Below are 25,216 nucleotides of genomic sequence, written 5' to 3' on the forward strand. Positions count from 1 at the left end.
AACAAAACCGATAAAAGACTGGCTCACTCCTGCCAGCTCGAAAAATGGGAAACCAAAAAATTGATGGCAAGCCGCGCCCGCATCGGCAGAAAACGACGGTTCTGATATACAATCCAACTGCCTGATCCTCTGCCCCAGAAAGGCTTCAGCACCGGCTCCAATTTCCCCGATTCCAGCGCCTCTTTGAAAGTGCTCCGGGGCAAATAAGCAATGCCAAGCCCCCGTTCACAAGCTTGTATTACGGCGTTGCCGTTATTGCTTTTCCAGCGACCACTGACACGCACACTGAAGGGCTGTTGGCCCACTGCTTCAAACAGCCAATTGTTATTGTTGGCGACGATACAACTGTGATTGCGCAGCTGCTGTGGATTTGTGGGCTCACCGTATTGTTCTAAATAGGCGCGGCTCGCGGCTGCCGCCATGGGTCTATCAACCAGCTTTCGAGCCACCAAGCCTGAAGTCTCGAGGTTGCCATAGCGGATGGCAAAATCGATCCCGTCTTCGACAAAGTTCACCATCTTGGAGGTGAAATCTATTTCAACACTTAACTCCGGATAGCCCTGGGCAAACTCAATTAACGCCGGTACCACATACTTCTCCGAAAAGGCCCCGGCGGCACTTACTCGAAGGGTGCCACTCAGTTGTATTTGCTCCTCGTTCAAGTGCTCATTGGCGATCTGCAGACCCGTGACCAACTCTTTACAGCGCTCGTAATAGGCTTGCCCCGGCTCGGTCAGGCTGACCAGACGCGTAGTACGGGCAAACAGAGCCACGCCCAAGCGTTGCTCCAGGCGCGAGACTTGCCGGCTCACATGACTGGTGCTGCAACGAAGCTGAGTCGCGGCAGTGGAAAACCCCTTTGTCTCAGCCACTGCCACAAACTCGATAATGCCTTCAAAACTGTCCAACCCCACAACCTTTGCTAATTAGCAATAATGTTTTCCTATTTTAGCCAATTATCGCCATATGGAAAATAAACTACTATTTGGCCATTCACAGCAGCTCACCAGATCGAGGTAACGCAATGAAAAAGATACTGATTCCCGTCACCAACCACGCCACCCTTGGTACCACCGAACAGGCCAATGGTACCTACGCACCGGAACTGACCCACGCCCTTAAGGAAATTATCACAGCGGGATTTGACTACGAGATCGCATCCGTTGAGGGCGGTCAGGCCCCACTCTACGGAACAGATATCGAGGAAGATGCGGTAAACGCCGAGATTTTGGCCAGTGAAGACTTCCAGAACCGCATCAAAAACACCATCCCGGTCCAGGAAATCAACGCGGATGACTACGACGCCATATTCTACCCCGGCGGCTTTGGCCTGCTGTCAGACTTGGCTGCGAACCGGGACTTTGCGGCCATTGCGGCACAACACTATGAAAAAGGAGGCGTCATCGGTGCTGTCTGCCATGGACCCGGTGCCCTGTTGCCCATTACCCTGAGCAGTGGCGATGCTCTGCTAGCAACAAAATCCATCACCGGATTTACCCGAGAGGAGGAGATCGACTTCGGCACCATCAACGATATCCCCTTCCTGCTGGAAGAAGCCTTGGCTCGCAAGGCGGCGCGATACTCTAAAGTTCAACCCTGGCAGGAACTGGTTATTGTGGACGAGCGTCTGGTCACCGGGCAAAACCCGGCCAGCGCTCATGGTGTGGGCAAAGCCATTTTAGAGTTACTGGGTAGCGGTGAATAATATTAACGATTAAGACTAGTAGCCCACAAAAGCCACAATCATTAAAGGCTTTTGTGGGGTTGCCAGCGGCAGTCTACTGATTACCTAGCCTTAGCTTCCACTCTTCAAAACCGCCGTCCACACTGTAGGACATCTTGAAGCCCATATTGTAGAAATACTCCGCTGCGTTTTTACTGCTATTGCCGTGGTAACAGTAGATGATCAACGGCTTGGACTTATCCGCGGTATTGATGATTGTCTCAACATTGTCATTGGTGACATGAATGGAATTCTCAACATTCCCCTGCGAGAAGGACTCCGGATCTCTGATATCCAGAATGGTGGCTCCACCTTGGTCGATTATCTCTGTGGCTTGGTCAATGGAAATACACTGATAGGTCATATCTGTTCGCTTTCTAATCCAGCGGGCTGTTAACTGTATACTAGCATTTTGCCTATAACAGTCCTCAATACTTTTTATTCAAGACACCGCGTTCAATGACAAAGGTTGGCACCGGCTCCATTTAAAGCAGCTGACGGTACTACGTTTCAGCGGCGAGCTCGCGGAGAAGTCTGAAGACATTCATCGAAGTTACGACCCTCCGATTGAGTCCGTATGGGTGATGTACCGCTTAGGATTCAATGTGCTTCCTGTGTTCAATGTACGCTTTGCGGTATTGAGGCCCTCATTTGGCAAAGCAACGGCTTGGTATTTAAATTACTCCATCCTGCTGACAATGAAAATAGTGGATAGGGATGGCTGTGATGTCCGCAATCTTATCGTGTGGGACAAGGCGTGGGCGAGCCCCTAAGTATTCCCCATAGGAAGCTATCTTCTGGATACCGGCAAAAAGGTCTTCAAGATATCGATCGGCTTGTTGATCAAAAATCAATCTTTCGCGCCGCTTCTTTATTCCGACCTTCCTGCTGCCGCGCATAGATCCGGGTGGTATTGATGTCCGAATGCCCAGCCATTGACGCCACTGTGCCTATATCCACGCCTTCGTTGAGTAAGTAAGTGATGAAACTGCGGCGCAGGTCGTGGGGGGAGGCAGCCCCGATCCCAGCCTGTGCGACCCGTTTTTTGACGATATTGTAGACTGCACGATCGGTTAAGCGCTGATTTCCCAGGTTGCCCCAGCGATCAATCCGAACGAATAGGGGGCCATCATGATCGCCACGTTCTCGCAGCCAGAACTCCAAGGTTTCCTTGGTTCTGGACGGCAGTTCCAGCTGACGTTCTTTAGCGCCCTTGCCGACGACTCGTATTTCACCCCGTCCCAGGTTCACACCACCGATATCAATGCTCACCAGCTCTGAGCGTCGAGGACCACAGCCAAAAAGGAGGGCAAGAATGGCGGCGTCGCGAACCCCGGCAGGACCATCCTGGCACAGACAATGATCCATCAGCTCGCCGATTTCTTTGAGGGCCAGATCTCGGCCCTTGGGCAGGCGATGAACCGATACCGACTTCACCAGGCGAATGCGCTCGTAGTCATCAGACGACAGCTGTTTGGAGAGGTACGCCTCTTTAGCGACACCTTTGATGGCGGCCAGGTAAAGATTGCGGGTGCTTTCCGAACGGCCTTCATGGATCAGGGTTTGCAGAATCCGGAACACAGATTCCCGACGTAACAGCGACCAATCCACGGCATACAGATCCTTCTGACCGGTCATCTTGGCCACCTGATTGAGTACACGCCTCATGGTCTGTTGGCTTTTGGGGGACTGGAGGGCGGTCAAGTAAAGCACTGCAGCATTGGTACCTCGGGCGAACTCGTCCGCAGAGGTGCCGTGGTCGAATAGGGCTAGGGCATGGGCGGGTTTGGAGGTCAGTTCTAGAGTCATGTTTTAAGTATGATGTTCCGGATTTCTTTAGTCAAATATCGTAAAGACGTATTTACGGAAGTTAGAAAACCGATTTTTCGCTGTTTGTTACGTACCGTTTTGTTCCGTTTCGATATATACTTTATCCACAATCTTTGGAGAAACCCCATGGCACGATCTGGCAATTCCGAATATCGCGTTCACAAAGCAGCCGAAGAATTGAAGGCCCAAGGTATTGAGCCCACGGTGCGTAAAGTGCGATCTATGATTGGGGGCGGAACGGAACTGATCATGCAGCACCTACGTACCTGGCGGGAGCGCCAGCCACAGGTGTTGGCGGATGAGCCTAACGCGGACCCCATTCAGCTGGCGGTGTCAGCGGTATACGATCAGATCTTGAACCAAGTGCGGGAAGAGCTGCTCAAGCTAGGCGCGGAACAGGATCTAGAGTTGACGAATGCCGGCGAGCGACTGGAAGCTGCCTCACTGTCTATGGCTGATGCACAGACACAGATCACCGACCTTCAAGATCGCCTTAATGCAGAAACGGCGCACGTCGTCGACCTCCAGACCCAATTGATCGAATCAGATAAACAGCTGGCAGTCGCGCGTACACAGATCAATTCTCTTGAAAAGGTGAGGGTCCAGCTGGAAGAGCGAGAATTCGAAAAACGGGAACTGATCAGTTCACTTGATGGTGAGAAATCCAAAATTCGGGACCTGGAACAGCAAAACTCCAGGCAGCGGGAACAAATGTCCGAACGGGTAGCGGACAGCAGGCTTTTGCAAGTCCGGATCGATCGATTGACAGAGGAATCCGACTTGCGTCAATCCTCAGTTCAAAAACTTGAGGCGGAAAATGAGCGTCTGCAACTGCAGCTTTCGGAAATGGAGATACGTCTGGCCGAGGGATCTCAAAATTATCAAGCTGACCGTGAACTCTGGCAGCAGAAAAACGCTCAACTCCAAGCAGAACAGGCGCTGCATGTGCAAACCATAGCGCAGCACGAAGCGTCCTTGTTGAACAAGAGCGCCGAGATCGAACAGCTCACACAGAGGCTTGCAAATCAGGCGCAGCAATCTGAAAGATCACAGGCAGCCCAATTGGAAAACCTGGCAGATACCGTTGCCGGTCTGTCTCAGCAACTTTCAGTCCTCGGAGAAAGCCGGAACCATCAGGTCGTGGATGAAGACAGCGCCGACAATGCGACCTAATTGGGGCGATATACACCTGGATCACATTAGGTCGAGGTAGAAACCCGTGAATGACGTGGGATGGAACAGCATCAGCTGGAAGCTGGTTGATTCCTAAAGCAATAACTTTTTCTTCTACCCAGAATTCCTTGGAGTTGCAGGGTAGTCACTCAAAGAGAGCTGACTCCACCAAATCTGCCATGAACCTAGTGAAGGGTGAAATTTCTTGGTGAACACTCGCTGCCTCCAGTGCCTGCATATATTCCTCTCGACGCTCGACGGGAATCACGGTCCAGGGATAACCGTCATTAAATCAATGAGTTAGGGCAATTTTAGAGAGTTCTGTCAAAATCCCGGCCACCCTCTAGTAGTATTTTGCCTAAATTTTCCATGCTGTGTATAATTATCCGCCATATGGAAAATTTAGGAAAGTTCTCCGTGCCCAGTACTAAAGCTTCCCCCATTGATTGGCACTATGCCCGCCCCGAATTGGCACAAACTTACCTGACCAGTGTCACTCAGGGCATTATGACCCGCATGGCTCTATTGGGCGTGCGCCGGGTAGGTAAAACCGAATTTCTGTTGCGTGACTTCTGCCCAGTAGCGCTCGACAACGGATACCTTCCCATTTATATGAATCTTTGGTCGGAGCCCGAGCAGCCACACCTCACGGTCCTGCAGGCCCTGCAATCGACCCTGGCCGCAGAGGGCACTGATAAAATCAAACAGGTCCTAAGCACCGAAGTACGAAAGCTGGAGCTGGGCAATAGTCTCCTGGGAAAGGTCGGAATGGAGTTTGCCGGTTCGGCAGAAAAGGCCAGTTCTCAGGAACTACTGACAATCGGCACTTGCATCGCCGAGCTGGTTGAGGCTCCCAAACTCACCCCGGTTCTGGTGATTGATGAGGTCCAGCATCTGGCTGAGAATGAAGCATTCTTACCTCTGCAGAGTGCGCTCCGCACTGCCTTCGATACAGCCGGGCGAGAGCTGGCCGTCGTTTACGCCGGTTCTTCACGCAACGGCATCCGTGCTATGTTCTCGGATAGTAACAAACCATTCTACAACTCCGCCTACATGGCCGAGTTCCCGGTGCTGGGGCGGGAATTCACTGACCACTGTTGCCAGATCTTGCGTGAGCGCTTCAATCTGCACTACGACCCCCTAGAAGTGTACGATGTGTTTCGTCAACGCTTCGACGATTCACCCTTTTGGATGACCAAGTTGATCCAGCATCTTCTGGTGCATCAATGTAGTGTGCAAGAGGCTGTGGAGGTAGTGCGTGATCAACTGGCGCTGGATGGCGACTTTATGGGTATTGCCAAGGCCTTGAACAAAACCGATAAAACCATTCTGCTGCTTATTAAAGCGCGGGCGGGGAAGCTGTACTCTGACCAAACGCAGGCAGACGTAAAGGCACGCTTTGGATTGACCCTGACGGCAAGCAAAATCAACGCCTCCTTGAAAAAGCTCCAGCGCCACCAGCTAATCACCAAATCTGGCCGCAGTGATTACCTGATCGAGAATGCGGGCTTTGCTGACTTCTTGCAGGAAGAAGTTAACTTGTAGGTACTGGCCGACTTCATCTGCTGTACGTGCTGAGGCTTGAATAGACATTCAGAAGTCGTTCGTCCTGTCTATCCGTACCGGCGAAAGTGACTGCTAATTGCCTATGTAAGTCGCCAGAGCCTCCGCCGTGATAACACCCTCACGAACCCCTTGCCCAATCTCAGCGAGGTCTCCCAAAAACTGATCGATCACGATCTCGTCAACGGGTTCGGCCGAAGGGTGGACGTACATCGGGTCAAACGTTCCCCAGGGGAAATAACCACGTTCCACCAGACCCCCAAAGACATTGAGCATCTCCAGGCTGTTTGAACGGAATGGCACCAGCAGTGATTCATTACGAAGTACCTTAAAATCTTCAATGCTTTCAATGCCCGCGATCATTTTTTCCTTAATGGCGAAGGTTTGGCGAGTGATATCCATGTAGCCCTCTTCACCCAGGTAACTCATTACCGCCCAAGCAGCGGCAACGGCCGAGCCTGGTCGGCTACCGACCACACCGTGGGATTTGTACATGCCGCACTGCCAGTTATCGATGGCAACGCCCGTATTGTGGTATTTCTGTAGGGCTTCTGAGCGGTAAGAGACGGTCGAGGCAGGTTTTGCCGCAAAGCCATGCTTGTGCAAATCGGCAGAGATTGAACTTACTGCTTCAAGGCGAAAATCAAATACCGGCAGCGTCATGCCAAGGCGTTCCATAAACGGCAGAAGAAACCCCCCGACACAGCAATCCACATGCATCCACAGACCGTGTTTTTCAGCAACGGAGGCGATCTCCGGGATAGGGTCCACCAGGCCAAATCCCCAGCAAGGTGCAGAGCCCACAATCATAATAGTGTTCGGCGTAACCGCGCTATCGAGCGCATCCACATCGGCCCTGAAGTCGCTGCCGGCCGCAATGCGGTTCATCTTGAGCCCAAGGTAGTGTGCGGCTTTGTCGAACGCAGCGTGTGCTGTGCGAGGCATAACGATTTCATAAGGTTCTTTGGCATTGGGCAGGTTCTCACGTGCCCACTCTCTGGCGGCGTGTACCGCACAAAATATGCTCTCGCTGCCGCCGACCATCATATTGGCTCGCCCTTCCGCACCCCCGTTCAGCAGGCCCACCGTCCAGCGCAAGACGTCGTTTTGCATTTGGCCAAGGCCCTGTTCCATATCCGCCAGTACGGCGTTGGTGTGAAAGTACTCGTTGTAGGCCGCGCGGCATACCTCGTGAACTTGCTGACTGCCTTTATGGATGCCAGTCATCAGCCGGTTGTTGGGTTTGGTGCACATATCCAGGCTCTTGAATTGTCTGATGTCGGCTTCTACTTCATGTCGTGTGCGTCTCAATTTGGGAAAAGATGTTGAGCCGGTCATAGAGGGGTCCCTCGAAAGTGGTTGCAGTATCTGTGAGTCGATCACCATGATTAAAGTGATAAATTATCACAATAAAGTGATACTTAATCATATAATGGTTCGGTCGTCAATTCTGCGATTCAAATTGTGATATTTCCTCATCTTTTGCTGACATTACTATCGAGCTGGTTTAATATGCTTTATTCATAGACACACGGAATATGGCTTATTGGAATGTCGGCTGAATTATTACAGGGGCGTGAGCCTCGTCAGAAGCGCGCTATTGAGCGGGTTAAACTCATTCTTGATACTGCGGTAGAGATGATACTGGAAGGGGATGTCAACTCCCTGAAGTTAAATGATCTTGCGGATCGAGCGGGCATCCCCGTGGGATCGGTATATCAGTATTTTCCCTCTAAGAGTGCCGTCATCAAACGCTTGATGGATGATCAGTTCGAAGAGGTGAGGGCGATGGCCCGTGAAAACTACGAGCGGATTACCAGTAAAAAGGGGTTTGTAGGGGCCATCGTCGCTGGTATTCAAGCGATCTACAAATCAAAACGTGATGATCGCCTGATTCAGGAAATTTGGGCGGGATCACAGGCGGATGGGCTTATCCGCCACTTGCATGACGAGGACAACCAGTATCATGCCGATCTCATGTTTGAGAAGGCCACAGAGATCATGCCCGATATTCCGGCTGAAGATCTGAAGACCCGATGCCTGCTCTGTTCGGTGTTGGTCGATAGTGTCATCCGTATGGCCATCAATATGGATGAGAAGCAAGGCCAGTCCTTGGTGGACGGGTCTGTTCGTATGGTGATGCGAGAACTCGGTCTTACTCGGTATTTATAATTTCTTTACCTGGCTAACTCCATTGGTTGCTTCGCCCTTGGGGTCGGCATTTTCCTGCCTATTTTGATCTAATATTTTTCAGCGCTGCCTTATCCGTTTGGCCAACTCGCGCACATAATATTCTCACGTCTGAACACCAAATCCTTAACCCGCAGTGCCTTCTTAAACTTCGTTTTAGGTTGCAGGCCAGTCTTGTCTGCCTGTTGACATCAAAAAATGATGGTATATCATATTTAAAGTGATTAATTATCACATACGTAATGGGCCCGCGCTCATTCTATGTAGATGGTTCCAGCATGAATAATAAGTCCACACCTCAGAGGTAGGAGAGCAATATGAACAACGCTACTTATATCAAGCGGTTGTTACCGGCCGTGATTGCCATAAACACCTGTATGGTTACTCAGGCAAAGGACGATCTGGGATTTGTGTTAGAAGAGGTAATCATTACTGCGCAGAAACGCGAACAGAGTTTGCAAGAGGTGGGCGTTGCGGTTAGCGCCTTTACCGGTGAGTCGCTCGAAAATCAAGGCATTACCCAGTCCAACCAGGTGGGGGCTCAGGTGCCCAACTTGACAATCGCCACCAATGGCGGGCACGACGGTGCACCGGTATTCTACATCCGTGGGGTAGGCCTTAATGACTTTTCAGTTGCAAACAGTGGCCCTGTGGGTGTTTACCAGGACGAGGTTTATATCAAAAACCTGTGGGCCCAAAACTTTACGATGTTTGATCTGGCCCAGGTTGAAGTCTTGCGAGGGCCACAAGGCACTTTGTTTGGTCGCAATACGACTGCGGGCGCAATGTTGTTTCACTCACGCATGCCGACGGAAGAGCTTGAAGGGCGCCTAAGGTTAGAGGCGGGGAGTTTTGACACTTATACCAGCGATGTTGCGATTGGGGGCGCCCTCGCTGAGGGAGTCTCAGGCAGACTGGCATTGCAGCATCTAAGCACTGAAGGCTATCTCGATAATAAAACGACTGACCGACGTTCACCCAGAACAGAAAAATGGTCGTACCGGGGTACTCTGCAGTTCGATATCAGCGACACGCTAACAGCCAGAGTGAAATATCAAGGAGGCACCAAGCAGGGCGTTTCGGTGGCCACTAAAGCGCGCGGTATGTTGGACCCGCTGAGAGGAACCCCTTGTGAGCTCGATAGAATAGACCATTATCAGTGCGCCAATGCACTGGGTACGGTTAACCTCAATGATGATATCACTGAGGCACACAACGACTTCGAGCCTAAGCTGGATACCGAATACAATGCCTTGATGACACGGTTTGACTGGGACATATCAGACAGCGTGACATTAACCGCTATCAGTTCCTTTGATAAAACAGAGAGCCATCTTGGGGCGGACAGTGACGGTGCCAGCGACGATATTCTTACCATCATGTTTGACGATGAGTCAAAACAGTTCTCTCAGGAATTTCGTGTGTCTGGTGAAGGGCAGGATAGCAATTGGGTCGTTGGCGTTTATTATCTTAACGATGAAATCGATGGCTTAACCCATGCGTCGCTATTAGGCCAGCTTGCACCTGTTGTGGCACTGCCTGAAGAACTCACGGGTATTAGTGATGCAAGTGCGTTGAGTGTGGTATCGGCCACCTCTACTTTTCAGCAAGAGACAGTATCCTACGCTGTCTTTGGTCAATATGAGAAAGACCTCACTGACGACTTGCACCTTACGTTGGGTCTTCGGTATACCAAAGAGGAGAGTGATCTGAATAACTACCAAACACTTGGGGATTTCGCTGGATTTCCGGTGGCACCAGGCATGCGGGTGCCATTGAGCGGTGTTCCGTTGGTGATCTACGATGACTCACTTGAGGACGATAACCTATCCGGGAAAATAGGCCTGGATTACCACCTCACCAATGACATTATGCTCTACGGCCATGTGAGTACGGCATTTAAGGCTGGTGGATTTAACAGCGCCATATTGACCGATCAATTTCAGGCGAAGCCTTATGAGCCGGAAACCAGCACCGCCTACGAGTTGGGTGTTAAGGCAACGCTCTGGGGTGATCGCCTTCAGCTTAATGCGGCGAGCTTCTTTTACGATTATAACGACGCCCAAGTGTTTACCAATATCAGTTCGTCGACTGGCAGTCCGGCGAGGGTGTTAACAAACGCGCCCGAATCAGAAATGAAGGGGTTTGAGGCAGAACTTTTAATACTGCCTATGGAGGGTTTAACGGTTCAGCTTGGATTGGGTTATGTGGATTCAGAGTTGAAAGACTTCCGCACCGAAGAGGTCCTGTTGGGCGGTGATCTTCTGGTGACGGATTTGTCTGGCAATACCACACCGGTAACGCCCCAGTGGACCTACAACATTCTGGTGAGTTACGAATGGCGTTTGACACAAGGAGATGCGCTTTTTCAGGTGGACTACAACTGGCAAGACGACATATTTTTCAGTAGCGAAAACATTGAACCCGTCAGTCAGAAAGCTTATGGCATTGTTAACGCAAGATTGGGTTTTGTCAGTGCCGATGAGCAATGGCAGATGGCGCTCTGGGGGCGTAACCTGGCCGATCAGGAGCATCGCATTTTTGTTTCCGATCTTTCAGACTTTGGCACCTTTACTGATGATCACGGAGCACCTCGGAGCTTTGGTGTCGAATTTACTTATCATCTTTAATGATATCCAGAGGTCAATCCATGTTAGGTAACTTATCCGGTAAAGTGGCTATCGTGACTGGAGCCGGTCGAGGCATCGGCAGGTCTATTGCTCTGCGTTTGGCACAGGCAGGAGCAGCTGTCGTTATCGCCAACCGAAGTGAAGACCACGGCCTGAACACACTGTCTCTCATTGAAAGACATGGAGGAACAGGTGTATTTCAACAAACGGATGTTGCGATTAAATCGGATATCGACGAACTCGTTAATTTGGCCGCCGAGAGATTTGGGCGCCTTGATATCTTGGTGCATAACGCCGGCATATTTCCAGAGCAGCTCATTGACGAACTTGAAGAGGAGGTGTTGGAACTGACACTGTCCGTCAATCTAAAATCCGCTTTTTGGCTTGCCAAGGCTTGCGCCCCGCATTTTCGCCAAGTAGGGCAGGGCCGCCTGCTGTATACCTCGTCCGTGACCGGGCCTAAGGTGTCCTTGCCAGGGCTTGCTCACTATGCGGCCTCTAAGGCAGGCTTGAATGGCTTTATTCGCACGGCAGCGCTGGAATACGCCCGAGACAACATAACAGTTAATGGTGTAGAGCCGGGTTTTATCGCTACCCCGGAAATCGAAGCGCTTTTGTCTCCGGAAATGTTGAAAGACATCGTACGCGTAATACCCAACGGCAGATCGGGAATGGGGGAAGACATCGCCAATGCGATGTTGTTCCTCGCTTCAGACGAATCGGGCTATATCAATGGGCAAACCATCACTGTCGACGGTGGAATCACATTGCCGGAATTCCCTGCGATGACCACGCAGTTTTACGAGTCACGCAACCCTGACCAAGCGCACCGATAGAAGGAAACAATTATGAAGAACGTCATGACCGTATGTGGCCCGATTGCGCCGGATGCTCTCGGCTTTACGTCGATGCATGAGCACGTGCTGACCAACTGTGACTTCTATATGGAGGACTTTGTGCCGATGCTGGGTGATCCACCAGCGCAAGTATTTCCAGCTCCGCCGCAAGCGCCGATAGAGTTAAAAGACCTTGCCTATATGAATCATGGCTATTTTGTACGTCATCCCGACGTTTGGGACTTAACTGACGAAACCCTGATGGCGGCAGAAGTCAGTGATTTTCACGCTTGCGGAGGACGGGCTATTCTCGAATGCAGTGCCCCGGGTATTCGAGGCGACGTAGAGGGCTTGAAGCGAATATCTGAAGCCACTGGCGTCCACATTATTGCGAGCACGGGTCTTTACGCAGAGAAATCCTGGCCTGAGCGATTTCAGGCGATGAGTATGCACCAGTTTACTGATTATTTGCTCGATGAAATCAATAACGGGATGGAGGGTACGCGCGTTAAGCCAGGCCAAATCAAGGTTGCCTCCAACGGCAATACCCAGCGCCAACTGGATTTTCTCAGTGCTGCCTCTCATGCATCGAAAGAGACAGGCATTATGGTGACTGCGCATCTGGGGGTTGGCACCGGTCAGGAGGACAGTCGTGTTGTTTACCAGACCTTGTTGGAAAACGGTATGTCGCCCGATCGGTTGTTGATGTGCCACATTCAAAGTCACGTGCAGATCACGAGCCTTGAGGCATTGTTGGATAACCCTTGCGCCTGGGCGCCACAATTGGACTACATTCGCGAAGTTTTGGACCAAGGCGTTAATGTTTGTTTTGACTGCTTCGGGATGACCTGGGACACCGAAGCGATCGGATCGGTGAAGGATTCCGATACCTACAAGATTGCTGCCATTTATCAGCTATTGAGAGAGGGCTACAGTGATCAGATTGTTGTCGGCACGGATGTGTTCGTAAAGAACATGACTCGCCGTTACGGTGGACACGGGTACGTCCGTCTGCAGAACTATGTCGTCCCGACCTTGCAACGCATTGGTGTGGAGGATGGCTTAATTGCTAAGCTTGTGGAGAAAACCCCGGCGCGGTTGTTGGCGTTTTAGATGTATCACCCCAGCATCAAAGTGCTGATGGTGAGGCGCCGCCATTTAACTCCAGACCCGCCAGAGAATATTGCCAACGATCACACAAACAATGCATTTGTACGCAAGTCGATAGACCGATGCATTGACTGCGCCGGCCAATTGCCTGCCCACATATGACGCTGGTATGGCGCCACAGGCGGTAACCAAAATGATGCCCAAGTAGGGCCCGTAGTTAAAACCAAGCAGAGAATAGGATGTGATTTTCATGAGCTCCAGCGCCAGGAAACAACTGGCCAGAGTGGCGGTAATCTGTTGGTTGCTCAAAGGTGTGCGCATCATGGTTGCCTGGAACAGACCGCCGTATCCAAATAAGGTCGATAGAAATGCGTGCAGCTTCCCGACCCAGTAAAACGGATAGCGGATTTTCCACTGTAGTCGGTTTACCGGGGTCAGGAGTGTGGCGAGGATCAGTAGAGAAAGCCCGGTGCCAATGACCTTTTCTGACAGAGAGACAAACAGCAGAGATCCGGCGATCACACCAACAATACTTCCCGGCACGAAACTGCGAATGGTCTCGGTGTGGATGTGGTGGCGGAAAGCCAGGGTGCGACTGACATCGATACAGGCAAGCACGACTGCGAGCACAGGCACTAATGTGGTGGTCGGCAGCAACGCCGAGAGTATCCCCAAAATGATAAAACCGCCACCGACGCCAAGCAGGGAGCCCGCGAGAGTCGCCAGGGCGCTGCCACCTAACAGCAGCAGATAATGATCCAGGGTAAATTCCATGATCACAGTCACCGGGTCAAGGATAAAGGTTATAAGAGCTGTTTAATCTGCTCAATAAACTCCAGCGTCGGTTGAGACACAATGGTGTTTTCTCTCTGGATCACGTAGAGGGGCCAGTGAATGCGTTCTGTGTTTACGGCCACAACCTGAAGTTCAGACAACGTTTGCTCAAAACAACTGGGGTGATACGGGATCGCTGCCAGATAAGACCCCTGATCCAGTAGTGAAAAAGTGATCTGGCGGTTGGCAATGGTCAGGGCATTGTGTGGTATCCGTGCGTTGACCCGGCGGAACGCTGCGCGTATCAGCTGATAAGGCAGGCCGCCCTGGCCGGGCAACAGCCAATCGTATTCCTCGAGTTCCTTAAGGCTGGGCTGTTGCAGCTGCAAGGCCGGATGGCCTTTACTGGCGACAAAGATGACTTCAATCTCCATCAGTTTTTCGTAGCTGACACCCAAAAGACCTTCGTTTTCGTTGAGGACGGTAAACAACAGATCGTATTCGCCGTCGAGAAGCGCGGTGATCTTGTTCTTCGGGTCGTCTTCGAGCAGGCCGGCCAGTTCGACGTGGGTATCGGGGTGGCTGCTCTTAAACAGATTGATGGCCTTCGGGATCAGTTTAGGCAGCAATGCCGGAGAGCAGTTGAATTTGAGGCTGTTCTTGTCGTACCGACTCATCAGGTGGATTTCTTCCCTCGCTCGCTGCAGCTCCGCTTTGGCCGCCTTTGCGCGCCTGAGCAAAATGGCTCCGTTGCGGTTCAACACCAGTCGATTACGTGAGCGATCAAACAGCGGGGCTCCAAGATCCTCCTCCAGGTTGCTGATGCTCTTGGTGATCGCCGGCTGGGTCAAACAGAGCCGCTCCGCTGCGCCGACCACCCCATTTCCCTCGGCGGTGGCGATAAACGCCTCTAACTGATTGAATTTCATGAGCTTATCTCCGAACAAAGGCACCACAGAGGCGTGGGGTGGTGGCCGTGATTGAGCCTTGGGGCATGATAATTCCTTCAGAGTATGACTAATAGTTATGCGAATATCAAAAAATATAAATATTATTTTATTTGGGGCTGATCTACTCTGCCTACTGTTCCAACAGTTAATAACAAACAGCGGGCGCCCTGAGCCCCCTATGGAGAGCATCAATGAAATTACCCAGTCTGAATTCCATGGCAAGTGCCCTGGTCGTGATGTCGGTGGCGGCGCCCGCAGCCTATGCCTTTGAACTGGAGGAGGTTGTCGTTACCGTCAATAAGCGCGAGGAAAGCCTGCTGGACGTTGCCGGTTCCGTCAGCGTTATGGGTGCGGAGACCTTGAGTGATTTCAAGTTGGACGACATGGACGCCGTTATCGACTTCGTCCCCAATGCCACCTTCAATGCGGCACCGAGCGGAACCCCAGTGCTGGCCATCCGGGGGATAGGCACGAGGGCCGGCGGTGCCATGCTGGAACAGGACGTGGGCCTGTTTGTGGATGGCGTCTGGGCGGGGCGTAACAACCAACTGCAAGCGGCAATGTTTGACCTCGATCGAATCGAGGTGCTTAAAGGCACCCAAGCCAGCCTCTACGGCCGCAATACGCTGGTGGGGGCCGTGAGCGCCACCACCCGCAAACCCGGCGACACCCTTGAGGGTTATCTCAGTCTCGGTTACGAGTTCGAGTATGACTCCTCGACTCTTGAAGGTGCCATCAGCATTCCGGTTACCGATCAGTTCTCACTGCGCCTCGCGGCTATGTACGAAGATGCAGGAGGCTGGGTAGAGAACCAGGGCGTCAATCGAGATGAGGCGCAATCGGAGAACAGTGCCTTTCGCCTCACCGGTGTATACAACACCGACAACGATTGGGTTATTACAGCAAAGGCACAGGTGACCAGCCAGGAACGTGAGGGCAACAGTTTTGTGCGCCTGCTCGAAGGGTCTTTCAGCGAGTATGACGGCACCGACGAATTTACCCCCGCACCCCCACCGGCATCGGCGGCACTGGGTTACGATGAGGTCGCCTTTGGTACCCGTTTTCAGGTGCCGGTGCTAACCAATGAAGACATCGGTTCTGAGCGGGACTTTAACGACTTCTCGCTACAGATCGATATCCCCATTGGCGATCACACCCTGACATCGGTGAGTGGCTACAGTGACATGGATTACCAATCTGTGTTTGATCCCAGCATTCTGAGCGGACCGAGAGTGGTGACCTGGTACGACGAAGATTACGAGCAGTTCTCCCAAGAGTTGCGTTTGACCTCTCCGGCGGGAGAAGCGTTCGACTATATCGTCGGTCTCTACTACGTTACGCAGGACATTGACCGCCTGAATTTTCAGTACCTGAACGACGACAAGCGTTTCTGGTACGGCGAGCAGCAAATGGACGCCGCGTCTGTCTTTGGCAGCGGCACTTGGTCCCTGAGCGATACCTTGCGGCTGATTGTCGGTGCACGCTATACCGATGAAGAAAAGGAAGCGGACATTATCGTGCTGGGCAGCAATGAAGATCCTGATTTGATTGAGGCGGCCAGTGACCGAGTGGATGAACAAACCCTGGATGGCTCTATCACCTTCGAGTGGGACGCCACAGACACCGCATTGGTGTTTGCCGGCATCGCCAAGGGTTCCAAAAAACCCGGCCTTGCCAGTGGTAATCCGGTCAACAACGCGGACTTTGTGGGTGCCGAGTCGCTGTTTATTCCCCTGGAGAAAATTGTCACCTTGGAGGCCGGCGTCAAGTACGAGTTGGAAAATGGCTATATCAATGCCACGATCTTCAACATGGATATCTCCGATTTTCAGAATGCCTCCTTTACCAATGGCAATTTGTTGATCAGCTCCTTTGATGTCACCAGCCAGGGCATCGAGGTGGATGCCTTTATGCATCTGAGTGACGAGTTCAGCCTGACCGTGGGACTGGGTGTGATGGAGGTTGAAAACGACGATGCGGGTCCCGGGCAAAATGCTGAGGTGTCGGGTGCGCCGGAGTTCTCCCTCAACAGCACACTGACCTACGAATCAGAAGGGCTTATCAAGGGGTTTGCCTCTCGCGTCAGCCTGAATCTCAATCATAAGTCAGCCCATTGGCTTAATGCCACCTCCGGTGCCGCTAATAGGTACAACGAAATCGATGCGGTCACGCTGCTCAATACCAATCTGTCCCTGACGCATCTGGATTCCGGTTTCAAGGTGGCGCTGATTGCAAAAAATCTCACCGATGAGGAATACGCGGATTTCTCCTACAACGCTCCGGGGCGCAACAACGACTATATGTACAGCGTGGCTCATGGGCGTACGTTCGGGCTGGAGGCCAGCTACAGCTTCTGAGTTAATGCCTCATGGGGGAGCCCTTAGGGCTTTCCCCTTGCTCCACTCACCAACAATTCGCAGTACCAGCTTGCAGAGGTCTTAATGTCCAGCGGCATGACTTTTTCCCATTTTCATTTTCGTGTGTTACTCGGGCTGCAGCTACTGTTACTGACGTCCTGGGTGCAGGCACGAGATGTGCCGAGTGAACGGCCCAATATTTTACTGATTGTGGCCGATGACATGGCCTATACCGACATCGGAGCGTTTGGCGGTGGCGACATCCAGACCCCGAATCTTGATGAGTTGGCGAACCGAGGGATGGTGTTTTCCAGATTCTATGCCGGCGCTTCCTGCTCCACAACACGATCCATGCTTCTGACCAGTGTCGACAATCATCGTGCCGGTCTGGGTACCATGGTGGGGGCTTACGCCCGACCCGCGCCCAATCAAGAAGGGCAACCCGGCTACGAGGGACATTTGCGCGATGATGTGGTGACGGTGGCGAGCTTGCTTCAGGCATCGGGTTATCACACCTATATGACGGGCAAGTGGCATCTGGGGGCCAGCGCTCACAACCGCCCCAGTCGCCGCGGCTTCGACAAAACTTTTGCGATTCAACAAAACAGCGATTACTTCGACGATCAAATCGGTTCCTTCGGTTTTGGCAAACGCGACTATTGGCGCGACGGGCAAGTGGTTGAGCAGCTTCCGGAAAATTTTTACCAAACCCGCGCCTTCGCCGATGAGATGATTCAGTACATTGACAGCCACAAAGATGACGGCCAGCCGTTCTTCGGGTATTTGGCGTTCACCGCACCTCACTACCCGCTGCAGGCGCCAGAGGACATTATCGACAGTTACCAGGGGCGCTATGACGAGGGCTATGACGTTCTGCGCCAGAAGCGAGGACAGGCGCTGCTGCAATCGGGGCTGATTGGCGCGGCAGCGAGCTACAGTGCCGAGAGGGCGGATGTCCAACCCTGGGAGAGCCTGACGCAACAGGAGCAGGCAGTATCCGCCCGCGCGATGGAAATCTACGCCGCTATGGTCGACGAAATGGACCGAAACATCGGCAAGGTGCTGGCCTATCTAAAACACAACAATCTTTATGACAATACCCTGGTCGTTTTCCTGTCCGACAACGGTGCTGAGGGTGCCTCGGCCACCCGCGGCCACGCACCGGCGCTGTTGCCCCTGGCCAGGAATATCGATAATCGCCTGCAAAATATGGGACGCCGAGGCTCCGTGGTGCTTTATTCGCATACTTGGGCGACAGCCGGGCAGGGGGTGTTCCGCGATTATAAATTTTCCGGGGCCGAAGGTGGTGTCCGAGTGCCAGCGATCATCAGTTGGCCCGCCGCAGGTCTCAAACCCGGGATCAGTCATGCCATTACCAGTGTTCTGGATTTTCTGCCCACGGTCGCAGAGCTGGCGGACGTTCAACATCCGGCTCATGGCCAGCAAGATTCGCCTTATCAGGCCCCCGAAGGCAAGTCGCTACTCCCCCTGCTGAGTGGAGCAGTCGACGCCGTCAGGTCTGAACACGATTACCTGGGGTTTGAGCTCTGGTCCGGGCGCGGCGTGGTGGCGGGAGACTGGAAATTGACCGGAGGCTATAACCAGGATCTGGGGCAGATCGAGCCGTGGCAACTGTTCAACCTGGCGCAAGATCCCGGCGAACAGCACGATCTGTCTGATCAGGAACCGGCGGTATTTCAACGTATGCTGGGGTATTGGCTGGACTATGTGGAGCGCAATGGCGTTGTTATCGCCGCGCCCGATGTGCCCGCGCTGAGAAAACCCGCCGTCAGCGTATCATCCAGGCATCCGTAGGGGGCGCAGCATGAATCCATTTAAGAGCAGGTGGTTGCTGGTCGGCCTGATGATGGTAACCGGCTACTGTCTGGCTACCGAAAGCCGGCGGCCCAACATTCTTCTTATTGTTGCCGATGACCTGGGTTATTCTGACCTTGGTGTCTTCGGCGGTGAAATCAGCACCCCCAGACTCGATGCGCTGGCGCAGGGCGGGGTGCAATTCACCAACTTCTACGCCGCTCCCACCTGCTCCCCCAGCCGTGCCATGCTGCTGTCCGGCACGGACAATCACCTGGTGGGGCTGGGTACGCAAAAGTACTATTGGTCCGAGGAGCAAAAAGGCCGACCCGGGTATGAAGGTCAACTTAACCGGCGTTTTGTGACCGTCGCCACCCGTCTCAGGGACAGTGGCTACCACACCTATATGGCCGGCAAGTGGCATCTGGGCTATGACCAAGACAGCTACCCCTCGGCCCGGGGATTTGAGCAAACTTATGCCTTGCTCGAAGGCGGTGCCAGTCATCTGGATCAGCGCGGAGTGATTCCCAAGGCGCCCACAGCCAATTATCGTCGCAATGGCCAAGCGGTGAATCTGCCTGAGCCGTTTTTTTCCTCCCGTTTTTTTACCGATGTGCTGATTGACAATATCGAAAGCAATCGCGAAGACGGTAAACCCTTTTTTGCCTACGCGGCCTATACCGCCCCCCATTGGCCACTGCAGGCACCGCAAGCCTTTATCGAACGCTACCGGGGGCGTTACGACGCGGGATACGAATCCACCGCTGCCGCCCGGCTTCACAAAATGAAGCGACTCGGCGTGGTGTCGGCGGACGTAGGCCTGGGTTCTCCACCTGGGTTCTATCCGCTCTGGAACCAGTTGTCGAACGAGCAGCAGGTGCGCGAGTCTCGACTGATGGAGATCTACGCGGCCATGGTGGAGGCCTTGGATTTTCATATCGGTCGCCTTGTCGACTATCTGAACGAGATTGGCCAGCTGGAAAATACGCTGATCGTCTTTATGTCGGACAACGGTGCCGAAGGCAGTAACCCGCTGGATATTCACGCCGGCTCGATCCCAAATGCCCAATGGATACCGGAAAATTTTGATAACCGCTTGGAAAATCTGGGTAAGGTGGACTCCTACGTTTCCGTCGGACCCGGTTGGGCTCGGGTGAGCAGCACGCCCTACCGATTGCAGAAAGGATTCACCACGGAGGGCGGGCTGAAAGTTCCAGCGCTTATCCATTACCCGGCCATAACGCCCATGAGTGGACTCTCCCATGAATTTATCACCGTTAGAGACATCGCTCCCACTGTGATGGAGATAGCGGGTCTGGATCCATCGGATCAACACCATCGCGGACGAAGGGTGCTGCCGATGACCGGCAAAAGCCTGCTGCCTTATCTGCAAGGCAAGGATTTATCCGTCCACGGCGAGGGTTTTACGGCCGGCTGGGAGTTGTTCGGGCGCAGAGCGATTCGCCACGACGACTGGAAACTGCTGTGGTTGAACAAACCCTGGGGGAAACAACGCTGGGAACTCTACAACTTGGCGACGGATGTGGGGGAAACTCAGGATCTGGCTTCCCGGCGACCGGACCTGGTTCGCAAACTCGATGCCCATTGGCAAGAGTACGTCAGGCAGAACGAAATGGTGGTGGTGGACAAAGTGGACATTCTCTACACCAACGGCACATCCCATTATCAGGACGGGGTCGAGCGCCCATAGTCTATGCAGAGGAAAATCCATGACATCCAATTTGATTGAGCGATTGCAAAACGACCCCGACTTTCATGTCTTGTCCAGGGAACGGCATAAATCCCGAGTGTTTATGGCGGGGGCCATGATACTGGTGCTGGCATTTTATTTGATTTGCTGGGCGTATTTTCCCGCTCTGATCAATGCGCGAATTCCGGCGCAGAGCAGCGTCAGTCTGGGTGTCTGGTTTACGGTAGCGGTTGTTCTGATCAGTATTGGGCTCTCTGGCTACTACACCTTGGTAGTGGGGCGACGTCATGATCAACTGAATCAAAAGCTGTTAGGTGAGGAGCGCCCATGAACGCCGTGAACAGACGTCGATTGATCAGCCGTAGCCTGGCCCTGTGGGGGCTTATTCCCGCAGCCGTGGCTCCCGGCCTGGCTGTCGCTGCAGGCAGTGTGTCCGGAAGTGTCGAAACTCAGCCGCTCAATCTGTCGGCCATTGTTATTTTCCTGATGTTTGTGGTGGTGACCTTGGGTATTACCTATTGGGCCGCGTCGCGAACGCGCTCACGCAGTGATTTTTATTCCGCAGGCGGCGGCATTCCTGCGTGGCAAAATGGTGTGGCGATATCCGGTGATTTTCTGTCTGCCGCCACGCTGTTGGGGATCACCAGCAGCATCTATAGTATGGGCGTCGACGGTTTAACGATCATTGCCGGTACCCTCGGAGCCTGGCCCATTGTTTTGTTCCTTATCGCCGAGCGCCTACGCAATCTGGGTCGTTTTACCTTTATTGATGTGGTGTCTTTCCGTCTTTCCGCCAAGTCCATTCGGCCGGTGGCGGCGGTGGCCTCTCTGTTTGTCCTTGTCTTCTACCTCATTGCGCAGCTGGTGGGTGCCGGCAAGTTAATTCAGCTTCTGTTCGGTCTCGACTACATTCTGGCAATCGTTTCTGTCAGTCTGCTGATGGTGTTCTATGTTGCCTTTGGCGGCATGCTCGCCGCTACCTGGGTACAATTTATCAAAGCGGTTCTGTTGGTGGTGGGCGGCACACTGATGGCGCTGCTGTTATTGAATCATTTCGATTTCAACATGAGTAGGATATTTACACGCGCAACAGAAATACACCCCATGAAAGACGGTTTGATGGAGGCTGGAGCCTGGCTGAAAAGCCCCGGCTCGGTCTTATCCGTAGGCTTGACTCTGTTGTTTGGTTTTATCGGCTTGCCTCATATTCTGATGAGACTGTTCACGGTAAAAGACGCCGCCAGCTCCAGGAAATCCGCGTTCTATGCCATCTCCATCATTGGCTATTTTCAGTTGCTGATTATCCTGATCGGGTTTGGTGCGGTGGCGTTGATCATGGGCAATGACACTTACCATGATGCCCAAGGTTCCATGATCGGTGGTGGCAATATGGTGGTGCTTCATGTCACCCACTATCTGGGGGGTGATCTGTTGCTGGGCTTTATCGCCGCCGTCACCTTCGCGACGATTCTGGCCGTGGTATCGGGACTGACCATCTCGGCTGCTGCAACCATTGCACACGACCTCTACGCCGAATCCATTGCCAAAGGCAAGGTATCGGAGCAGTCGGAAATGCTGGTGTCGAAAATGGCGGTCATCGGTATGGGGGTGATTGCGATTGTATTTGGCATTATCTTTGAACATCAGAATGTGGTCTTTATCTCCAATCTCGCCATGGCCATCGCCGCCAGCGCCAATGCACCGGTGCTGTTAATGGCCATGTACTGGAAAGGCCTGACCACACGTGGCGCCCTGGCGGGAATCCTGGTGGGGCTGATTTCCTCTGTAGTCTTTATTTTACTGGGGCCTCAAGTGATGGTCGACATCATGGGAATGGAAGCACCGCTGTTTCCCTATGCCTATCCGACGGTGATTTCCGTGCCGCTGGCTTTCGCATCACTGTGGTACTTCTCAGTGACGGACGTGAGTGTTCGTGGCGTCAAGGAGAAGGAAGCATTCAATGAACAGATGGTGTTGTCCGAGACGGGTATTGGCGTCAGTGAGGCGGTTTCTCACTAGGCTCCGTTGTTTGACAGGTTGCCTGGGGATCCCGATCTTCATTATTTTTGGCGTGATTGTCATGCCTGGTTGAGTCGGTGTAGTATTCTTCCCCCCAGGCCTCCGACCGGAACCAAACCCATGACTGCCACTCTTTACTATGTTCACGATCCCATGTGCTCCTGGTGTTGGGCCTTTCGTCCGGTGTGGGATCAGGTCAAGCAGGCTCTACCCACTGCCGTCAAAATAGAAAATGTCACTGGTGGCCTGGCACGGGATTGTGACAACCCTATGCCCATGGAAATGCAGCAAACCATTCAGGGTTACTGGAGGGAGATCCAGGCACAATTGGGTACCGAATTCAACTTCGATTTTTGGACGTTAAATCAACCCCGTCGCTCCACCTACTTATCCTGCCGCGCGACCATTGCCGCTGGCATGCAATCGACAGAGCCCGCCACGGGCCAGGATCGTATGATTGATGCAATTCAACGCGCCTATTACCTTCGAGCCATGAATCCATCGGAGACCAGCGTTTTGGTGCAACTGTCCAAGGAGCTGGGGCTGGACCCTCTACGCTTTGAGAAAGACCTGTGCTCGGAATCGGTGGAATCGGAATTCCGCCGCCAGCATCGACTGGCCCGCCAACTGCCCATTGACGGCTTTCCCTCCCTGGTATTGAAGACCGAAACTCAAACCAAACGGTTGGTGCGGGAATACCAGCATCCCCAAACCATTGTTCAAGACCTGCTCAGCAGTTTGGAATAGAGGGGCATTGAGGCGTTCGATTTCGATGCCCGTTCTCTCAAAATATCATCGTCAACGGTGGTGGTGATGTCATCCTGGAACCGAATAGATTCACCCAGACGGCGGGATATTTTGATTTGCATTCTGGCAATCTGCAAAGCCCCAAAAAACCATTGCCCGGAACGTTACTGGTGTAACCCTTGGGTATTAACGCAAAGTCATTGGGCGTCATTGACCTTGAACTTTATGCGCCCGAAGAGGTCTCCATATCCGTAGCCATTCGAACGACGCTCGGTGTTACAACCTATAGGGGTATCTCAACGAGTGTTATTATCCGGCACTTAACAACAAGGGATGCCACCATGGAATTTACTCATCGTAGAACGGTCCAAATCACATCGTGCCTGCTGCTGGCGTTAGCGCTCACGCAGGCACTTTATACAGCCCTCTACATCGCAGGGCTTACCCCGCCACGACAACTTCTCTGGGGACTCGAAAGCTTACTCTTCACTTTTCTCGCCGCCTTTGCTGGAGCGGCCATGGTGCAGGCCAATCACTATCGGGTTGGATGGTCCGCCATTGCGATTAGCGCGGTTTTTAACCTCGTGCAAGTGAGCATTGGCCTCACCATGTTCGGACCATTTCGCGAAGCTGCCAGTCAGCTCGAGGCCCTCGGACCTGCGACAGGCGCGGTCGTTGCCTTGTCCTTTATGATCTATTACGCCGCGAAGCTCTTGCTGGGCTTTGCAGCGCTCATTGTCGGAATGGCCAAAATGACCGAAGGCTCCAAGGCCTTGGGGAGTGTAACGGCGCTGGTCGGTGTTGTGGCCATGCTCGCCAATGCGATGTTGATGGCATTTGGACGTGATGCTTTTTTGCCCTCGCCAGTCGCTGGCGGATCGGGCGTCCTGGCCACCTTGCTGCTGGGGCTTTGCTTGATGAGTGCTGAACGCGAAGACTGAAGGGGCCTCATGCACGATCGGCGAGACCAGCGGCCGGTATATCGTTACCGTATACCGGCTACAGAGCTGCACGCTGATTGTTCAAGCAATCAAAACAGCTGACATTTGAGGGTGCGGAGACTTTCAGCCATGAACGGGAGTTGAAAGGAAGGCTACTTTGAGTTCGGGAAATGTCAGCAATAGCCTACTCTTGGCTTGAAGAATATCCTTTCTATCCAACGAACGCTTGCTGGTATTGAATTGGTCCGCATGATCAGGAAATATCAGGTGAGAAGTCAGCCGGTTGTTTCACAAACTCCCGCTGAATTGTTCTATGGCCTGGCATCCAGAAATCAAGTTAGGCTCTTAGTATACCTCATTCGCTAAGGCTGGATGCGACAATACACTAGCACTCATGCGTCCCTGGAATGTATCTTATTCAATTTCCTCTTCTTATATTTCAGCCCCGAATAGATACACTATTTACCAAGCGTTGAGAGTTCCTCTTCAACAATTCTCTCCAGCGCCACAGCCCATTCATTACCAGGCACCAATCCATCTACCGGAGCACCTGTTATGAAACACTCAGCCCTGATCGGAACCCTTGTTCTCACCCTTGCCAATGTCACTTATGCAGAAGCTGATGCTTTTAAGGAAATCACCAGTCTCGCTCTGTCTGCCAGTTTCGCCCGTGAGAAACTGGAAGCTCTAAGCGATGGCAGCCATCAAAAGCACGATCTGCCAAAACCCAGTCTCATGGGCCAACGTCACAACCTGCAAAAATTGATTTCGGAAAAAATGGCGAAACAACTGGAAGAGCAATTCAACAAGGATCTGGAAAATGCCGTCCAATAGTCAGCATGCCCGG

Annotated in this window: 21 protein-coding genes; 15 read left to right on the plus strand and 6 right to left on the minus strand. The window is 52.8% G+C overall.

The window, feature by feature from the left end:
* Window positions 1–23: 23 nt before the first annotated feature.
* Window positions 24–914 carry a LysR family transcriptional regulator gene (locus tag HBA55_RS27980; protein WP_338109475.1) on the minus strand — a complete coding sequence of 297 codons (891 nt, stop codon included), beginning with the start codon at window positions 912–914 and terminating at the stop codon, window positions 24–26.
* A 110-nt stretch (window positions 915–1,024) separates the two neighbouring features.
* On the opposite strand from HBA55_RS27980, the gene HBA55_RS27985 reads away from it, so the two are divergent.
* Complete coding sequence (locus HBA55_RS27985) at window positions 1,025–1,705, plus strand: type 1 glutamine amidotransferase domain-containing protein (protein WP_166998295.1); 681 nt, start codon at window positions 1,025–1,027, stop codon at window positions 1,703–1,705.
* A gap of 73 nt (window positions 1,706–1,778) precedes the next feature.
* Here the strand turns inward: HBA55_RS27985 and glpE are convergent, their stop codons facing one another.
* Together glpE and HBA55_RS27995 are read right to left on the minus strand one after the other, a co-directional pair.
* The gene (gene glpE, locus HBA55_RS27990) at window positions 1,779–2,087 is read right to left on the minus strand and encodes a thiosulfate sulfurtransferase GlpE (protein WP_166998297.1); all 309 of its coding nucleotides are present in this window, start codon (window positions 2,085–2,087) and stop codon (window positions 1,779–1,781) included.
* Between the two features lie 479 nt (window positions 2,088–2,566).
* Window positions 2,567–3,532, minus strand: coding sequence for a tyrosine-type recombinase/integrase (locus tag HBA55_RS27995; RefSeq protein WP_166998299.1), 966 nt, complete (start codon window positions 3,530–3,532; stop codon window positions 2,567–2,569).
* 147 nt (window positions 3,533–3,679) lie between these two features.
* On the opposite strand from HBA55_RS27995, the gene HBA55_RS28000 reads away from it, so the two are divergent.
* Together HBA55_RS28000 and HBA55_RS28005 are read left to right on the plus strand one after the other, a co-directional pair.
* Entirely contained in the window at window positions 3,680–4,726 is a 1,047-nt protein-coding gene (locus HBA55_RS28000) for a DNA-binding protein (RefSeq protein WP_166998300.1), read from the plus strand.
* A 417-nt stretch (window positions 4,727–5,143) separates the two neighbouring features.
* On the plus strand, window positions 5,144–6,271 hold the full coding sequence (locus tag HBA55_RS28005; RefSeq protein WP_166998302.1) for an ATP-binding protein: 1,128 nt from the start codon (window positions 5,144–5,146) through the stop codon (window positions 6,269–6,271).
* Between the two features lie 93 nt (window positions 6,272–6,364).
* Here HBA55_RS28005 and HBA55_RS28010 read toward each other — a convergent pair whose 3' ends face one another.
* Window positions 6,365–7,627, minus strand: coding sequence for a pyridoxal phosphate-dependent decarboxylase family protein (locus HBA55_RS28010; RefSeq protein WP_166998304.1), 1,263 nt, complete (start codon window positions 7,625–7,627; stop codon window positions 6,365–6,367).
* A gap of 213 nt (window positions 7,628–7,840) precedes the next feature.
* Here HBA55_RS28010 and HBA55_RS28015 point away from each other — a divergent pair, with 213 nt between their 5' ends.
* The 4 genes from HBA55_RS28015 (at window position 7,841) to HBA55_RS28030 (ending at window position 13,058) form a co-directional block, all read left to right on the plus strand.
* Window positions 7,841–8,461 carry a TetR/AcrR family transcriptional regulator gene (locus HBA55_RS28015; protein WP_166998306.1) on the plus strand — a complete coding sequence of 207 codons (621 nt, stop codon included), beginning with the start codon at window positions 7,841–7,843 and terminating at the stop codon, window positions 8,459–8,461.
* A 335-nt stretch (window positions 8,462–8,796) separates the two neighbouring features.
* Window positions 8,797–11,109: a TonB-dependent receptor gene (locus HBA55_RS28020; RefSeq protein ID WP_166998308.1), complete on the plus strand. Its 2,313-nt coding sequence runs from the start codon at window positions 8,797–8,799 to the stop codon at window positions 11,107–11,109.
* 20 nt (window positions 11,110–11,129) lie between these two features.
* Window positions 11,130–11,945 carry an SDR family oxidoreductase gene (locus HBA55_RS28025; protein ID WP_166998310.1) on the plus strand — a complete coding sequence of 272 codons (816 nt, stop codon included), beginning with the start codon at window positions 11,130–11,132 and terminating at the stop codon, window positions 11,943–11,945.
* A gap of 12 nt (window positions 11,946–11,957) precedes the next feature.
* Window positions 11,958–13,058, plus strand: coding sequence for a phosphotriesterase family protein (locus tag HBA55_RS28030; RefSeq protein ID WP_166998312.1), 1,101 nt, complete (start codon window positions 11,958–11,960; stop codon window positions 13,056–13,058).
* 45 nt (window positions 13,059–13,103) lie between these two features.
* Here the strand turns inward: HBA55_RS28030 and HBA55_RS28035 are convergent, their stop codons facing one another.
* Window positions 13,104–13,829 carry a sulfite exporter TauE/SafE family protein gene (locus HBA55_RS28035; protein ID WP_166998314.1) on the minus strand — a complete coding sequence of 242 codons (726 nt, stop codon included), beginning with the start codon at window positions 13,827–13,829 and terminating at the stop codon, window positions 13,104–13,106.
* Between the two features lie 29 nt (window positions 13,830–13,858).
* Complete coding sequence (locus HBA55_RS28040; RefSeq protein ID WP_166998316.1) at window positions 13,859–14,758, minus strand: LysR family transcriptional regulator; 900 nt, start codon at window positions 14,756–14,758, stop codon at window positions 13,859–13,861.
* Window positions 14,759–14,970: 212 nt separating this feature from the next.
* On the opposite strand from HBA55_RS28040, the gene HBA55_RS28045 reads away from it, so the two are divergent.
* From HBA55_RS28045 to HBA55_RS28080, 8 genes are all read left to right on the plus strand, one after another.
* On the plus strand, window positions 14,971–17,136 hold the full coding sequence (locus HBA55_RS28045; RefSeq protein WP_166998318.1) for a TonB-dependent receptor: 2,166 nt from the start codon (window positions 14,971–14,973) through the stop codon (window positions 17,134–17,136).
* Between the two features lie 84 nt (window positions 17,137–17,220).
* Window positions 17,221–18,951, plus strand: coding sequence for an arylsulfatase (locus HBA55_RS28050; RefSeq protein WP_166998320.1), 1,731 nt, complete (start codon window positions 17,221–17,223; stop codon window positions 18,949–18,951).
* Window positions 18,952–18,961: 10 nt separating this feature from the next.
* On the plus strand, window positions 18,962–20,662 hold the full coding sequence (locus tag HBA55_RS28055; RefSeq protein ID WP_166998322.1) for an arylsulfatase: 1,701 nt from the start codon (window positions 18,962–18,964) through the stop codon (window positions 20,660–20,662).
* 19 nt (window positions 20,663–20,681) lie between these two features.
* Window positions 20,682–20,993 carry a DUF485 domain-containing protein gene (locus HBA55_RS28060; protein ID WP_166998324.1) on the plus strand — a complete coding sequence of 104 codons (312 nt, stop codon included), beginning with the start codon at window positions 20,682–20,684 and terminating at the stop codon, window positions 20,991–20,993.
* On the plus strand, window positions 20,990–22,681 hold the full coding sequence (locus HBA55_RS28065) for a sodium:solute symporter family transporter (RefSeq protein ID WP_166998326.1): 1,692 nt from the start codon (window positions 20,990–20,992) through the stop codon (window positions 22,679–22,681). The genes HBA55_RS28060 and HBA55_RS28065 overlap by 4 nt, the downstream gene beginning before the upstream one ends.
* Window positions 22,682–22,801: 120 nt before the next feature.
* Window positions 22,802–23,428 carry a DsbA family protein gene (locus HBA55_RS28070; RefSeq protein ID WP_166998328.1) on the plus strand — a complete coding sequence of 209 codons (627 nt, stop codon included), beginning with the start codon at window positions 22,802–22,804 and terminating at the stop codon, window positions 23,426–23,428.
* A 179-nt stretch (window positions 23,429–23,607) separates the two neighbouring features.
* Window positions 23,608–24,369 (plus strand): thiamine biosynthesis protein ThiC, encoded by a 762-nt coding sequence (locus HBA55_RS28075; protein ID WP_240946330.1) that lies wholly within the window; start codon window positions 23,608–23,610, stop codon window positions 24,367–24,369.
* Window positions 24,370–24,924: 555 nt separating this feature from the next.
* Window positions 24,925–25,203, plus strand: coding sequence for a hypothetical protein (locus tag HBA55_RS28080; protein WP_166998330.1), 279 nt, complete (start codon window positions 24,925–24,927; stop codon window positions 25,201–25,203).
* Window positions 25,204–25,216: the final 13 nt, after the last annotated feature.

The sequence above is a fragment of the Pseudomaricurvus alkylphenolicus genome (assembly GCF_011683955.1).
Classification (GTDB): domain Bacteria; phylum Pseudomonadota; class Gammaproteobacteria; order Pseudomonadales; family Cellvibrionaceae; genus Pseudomaricurvus; species Pseudomaricurvus alkylphenolicus.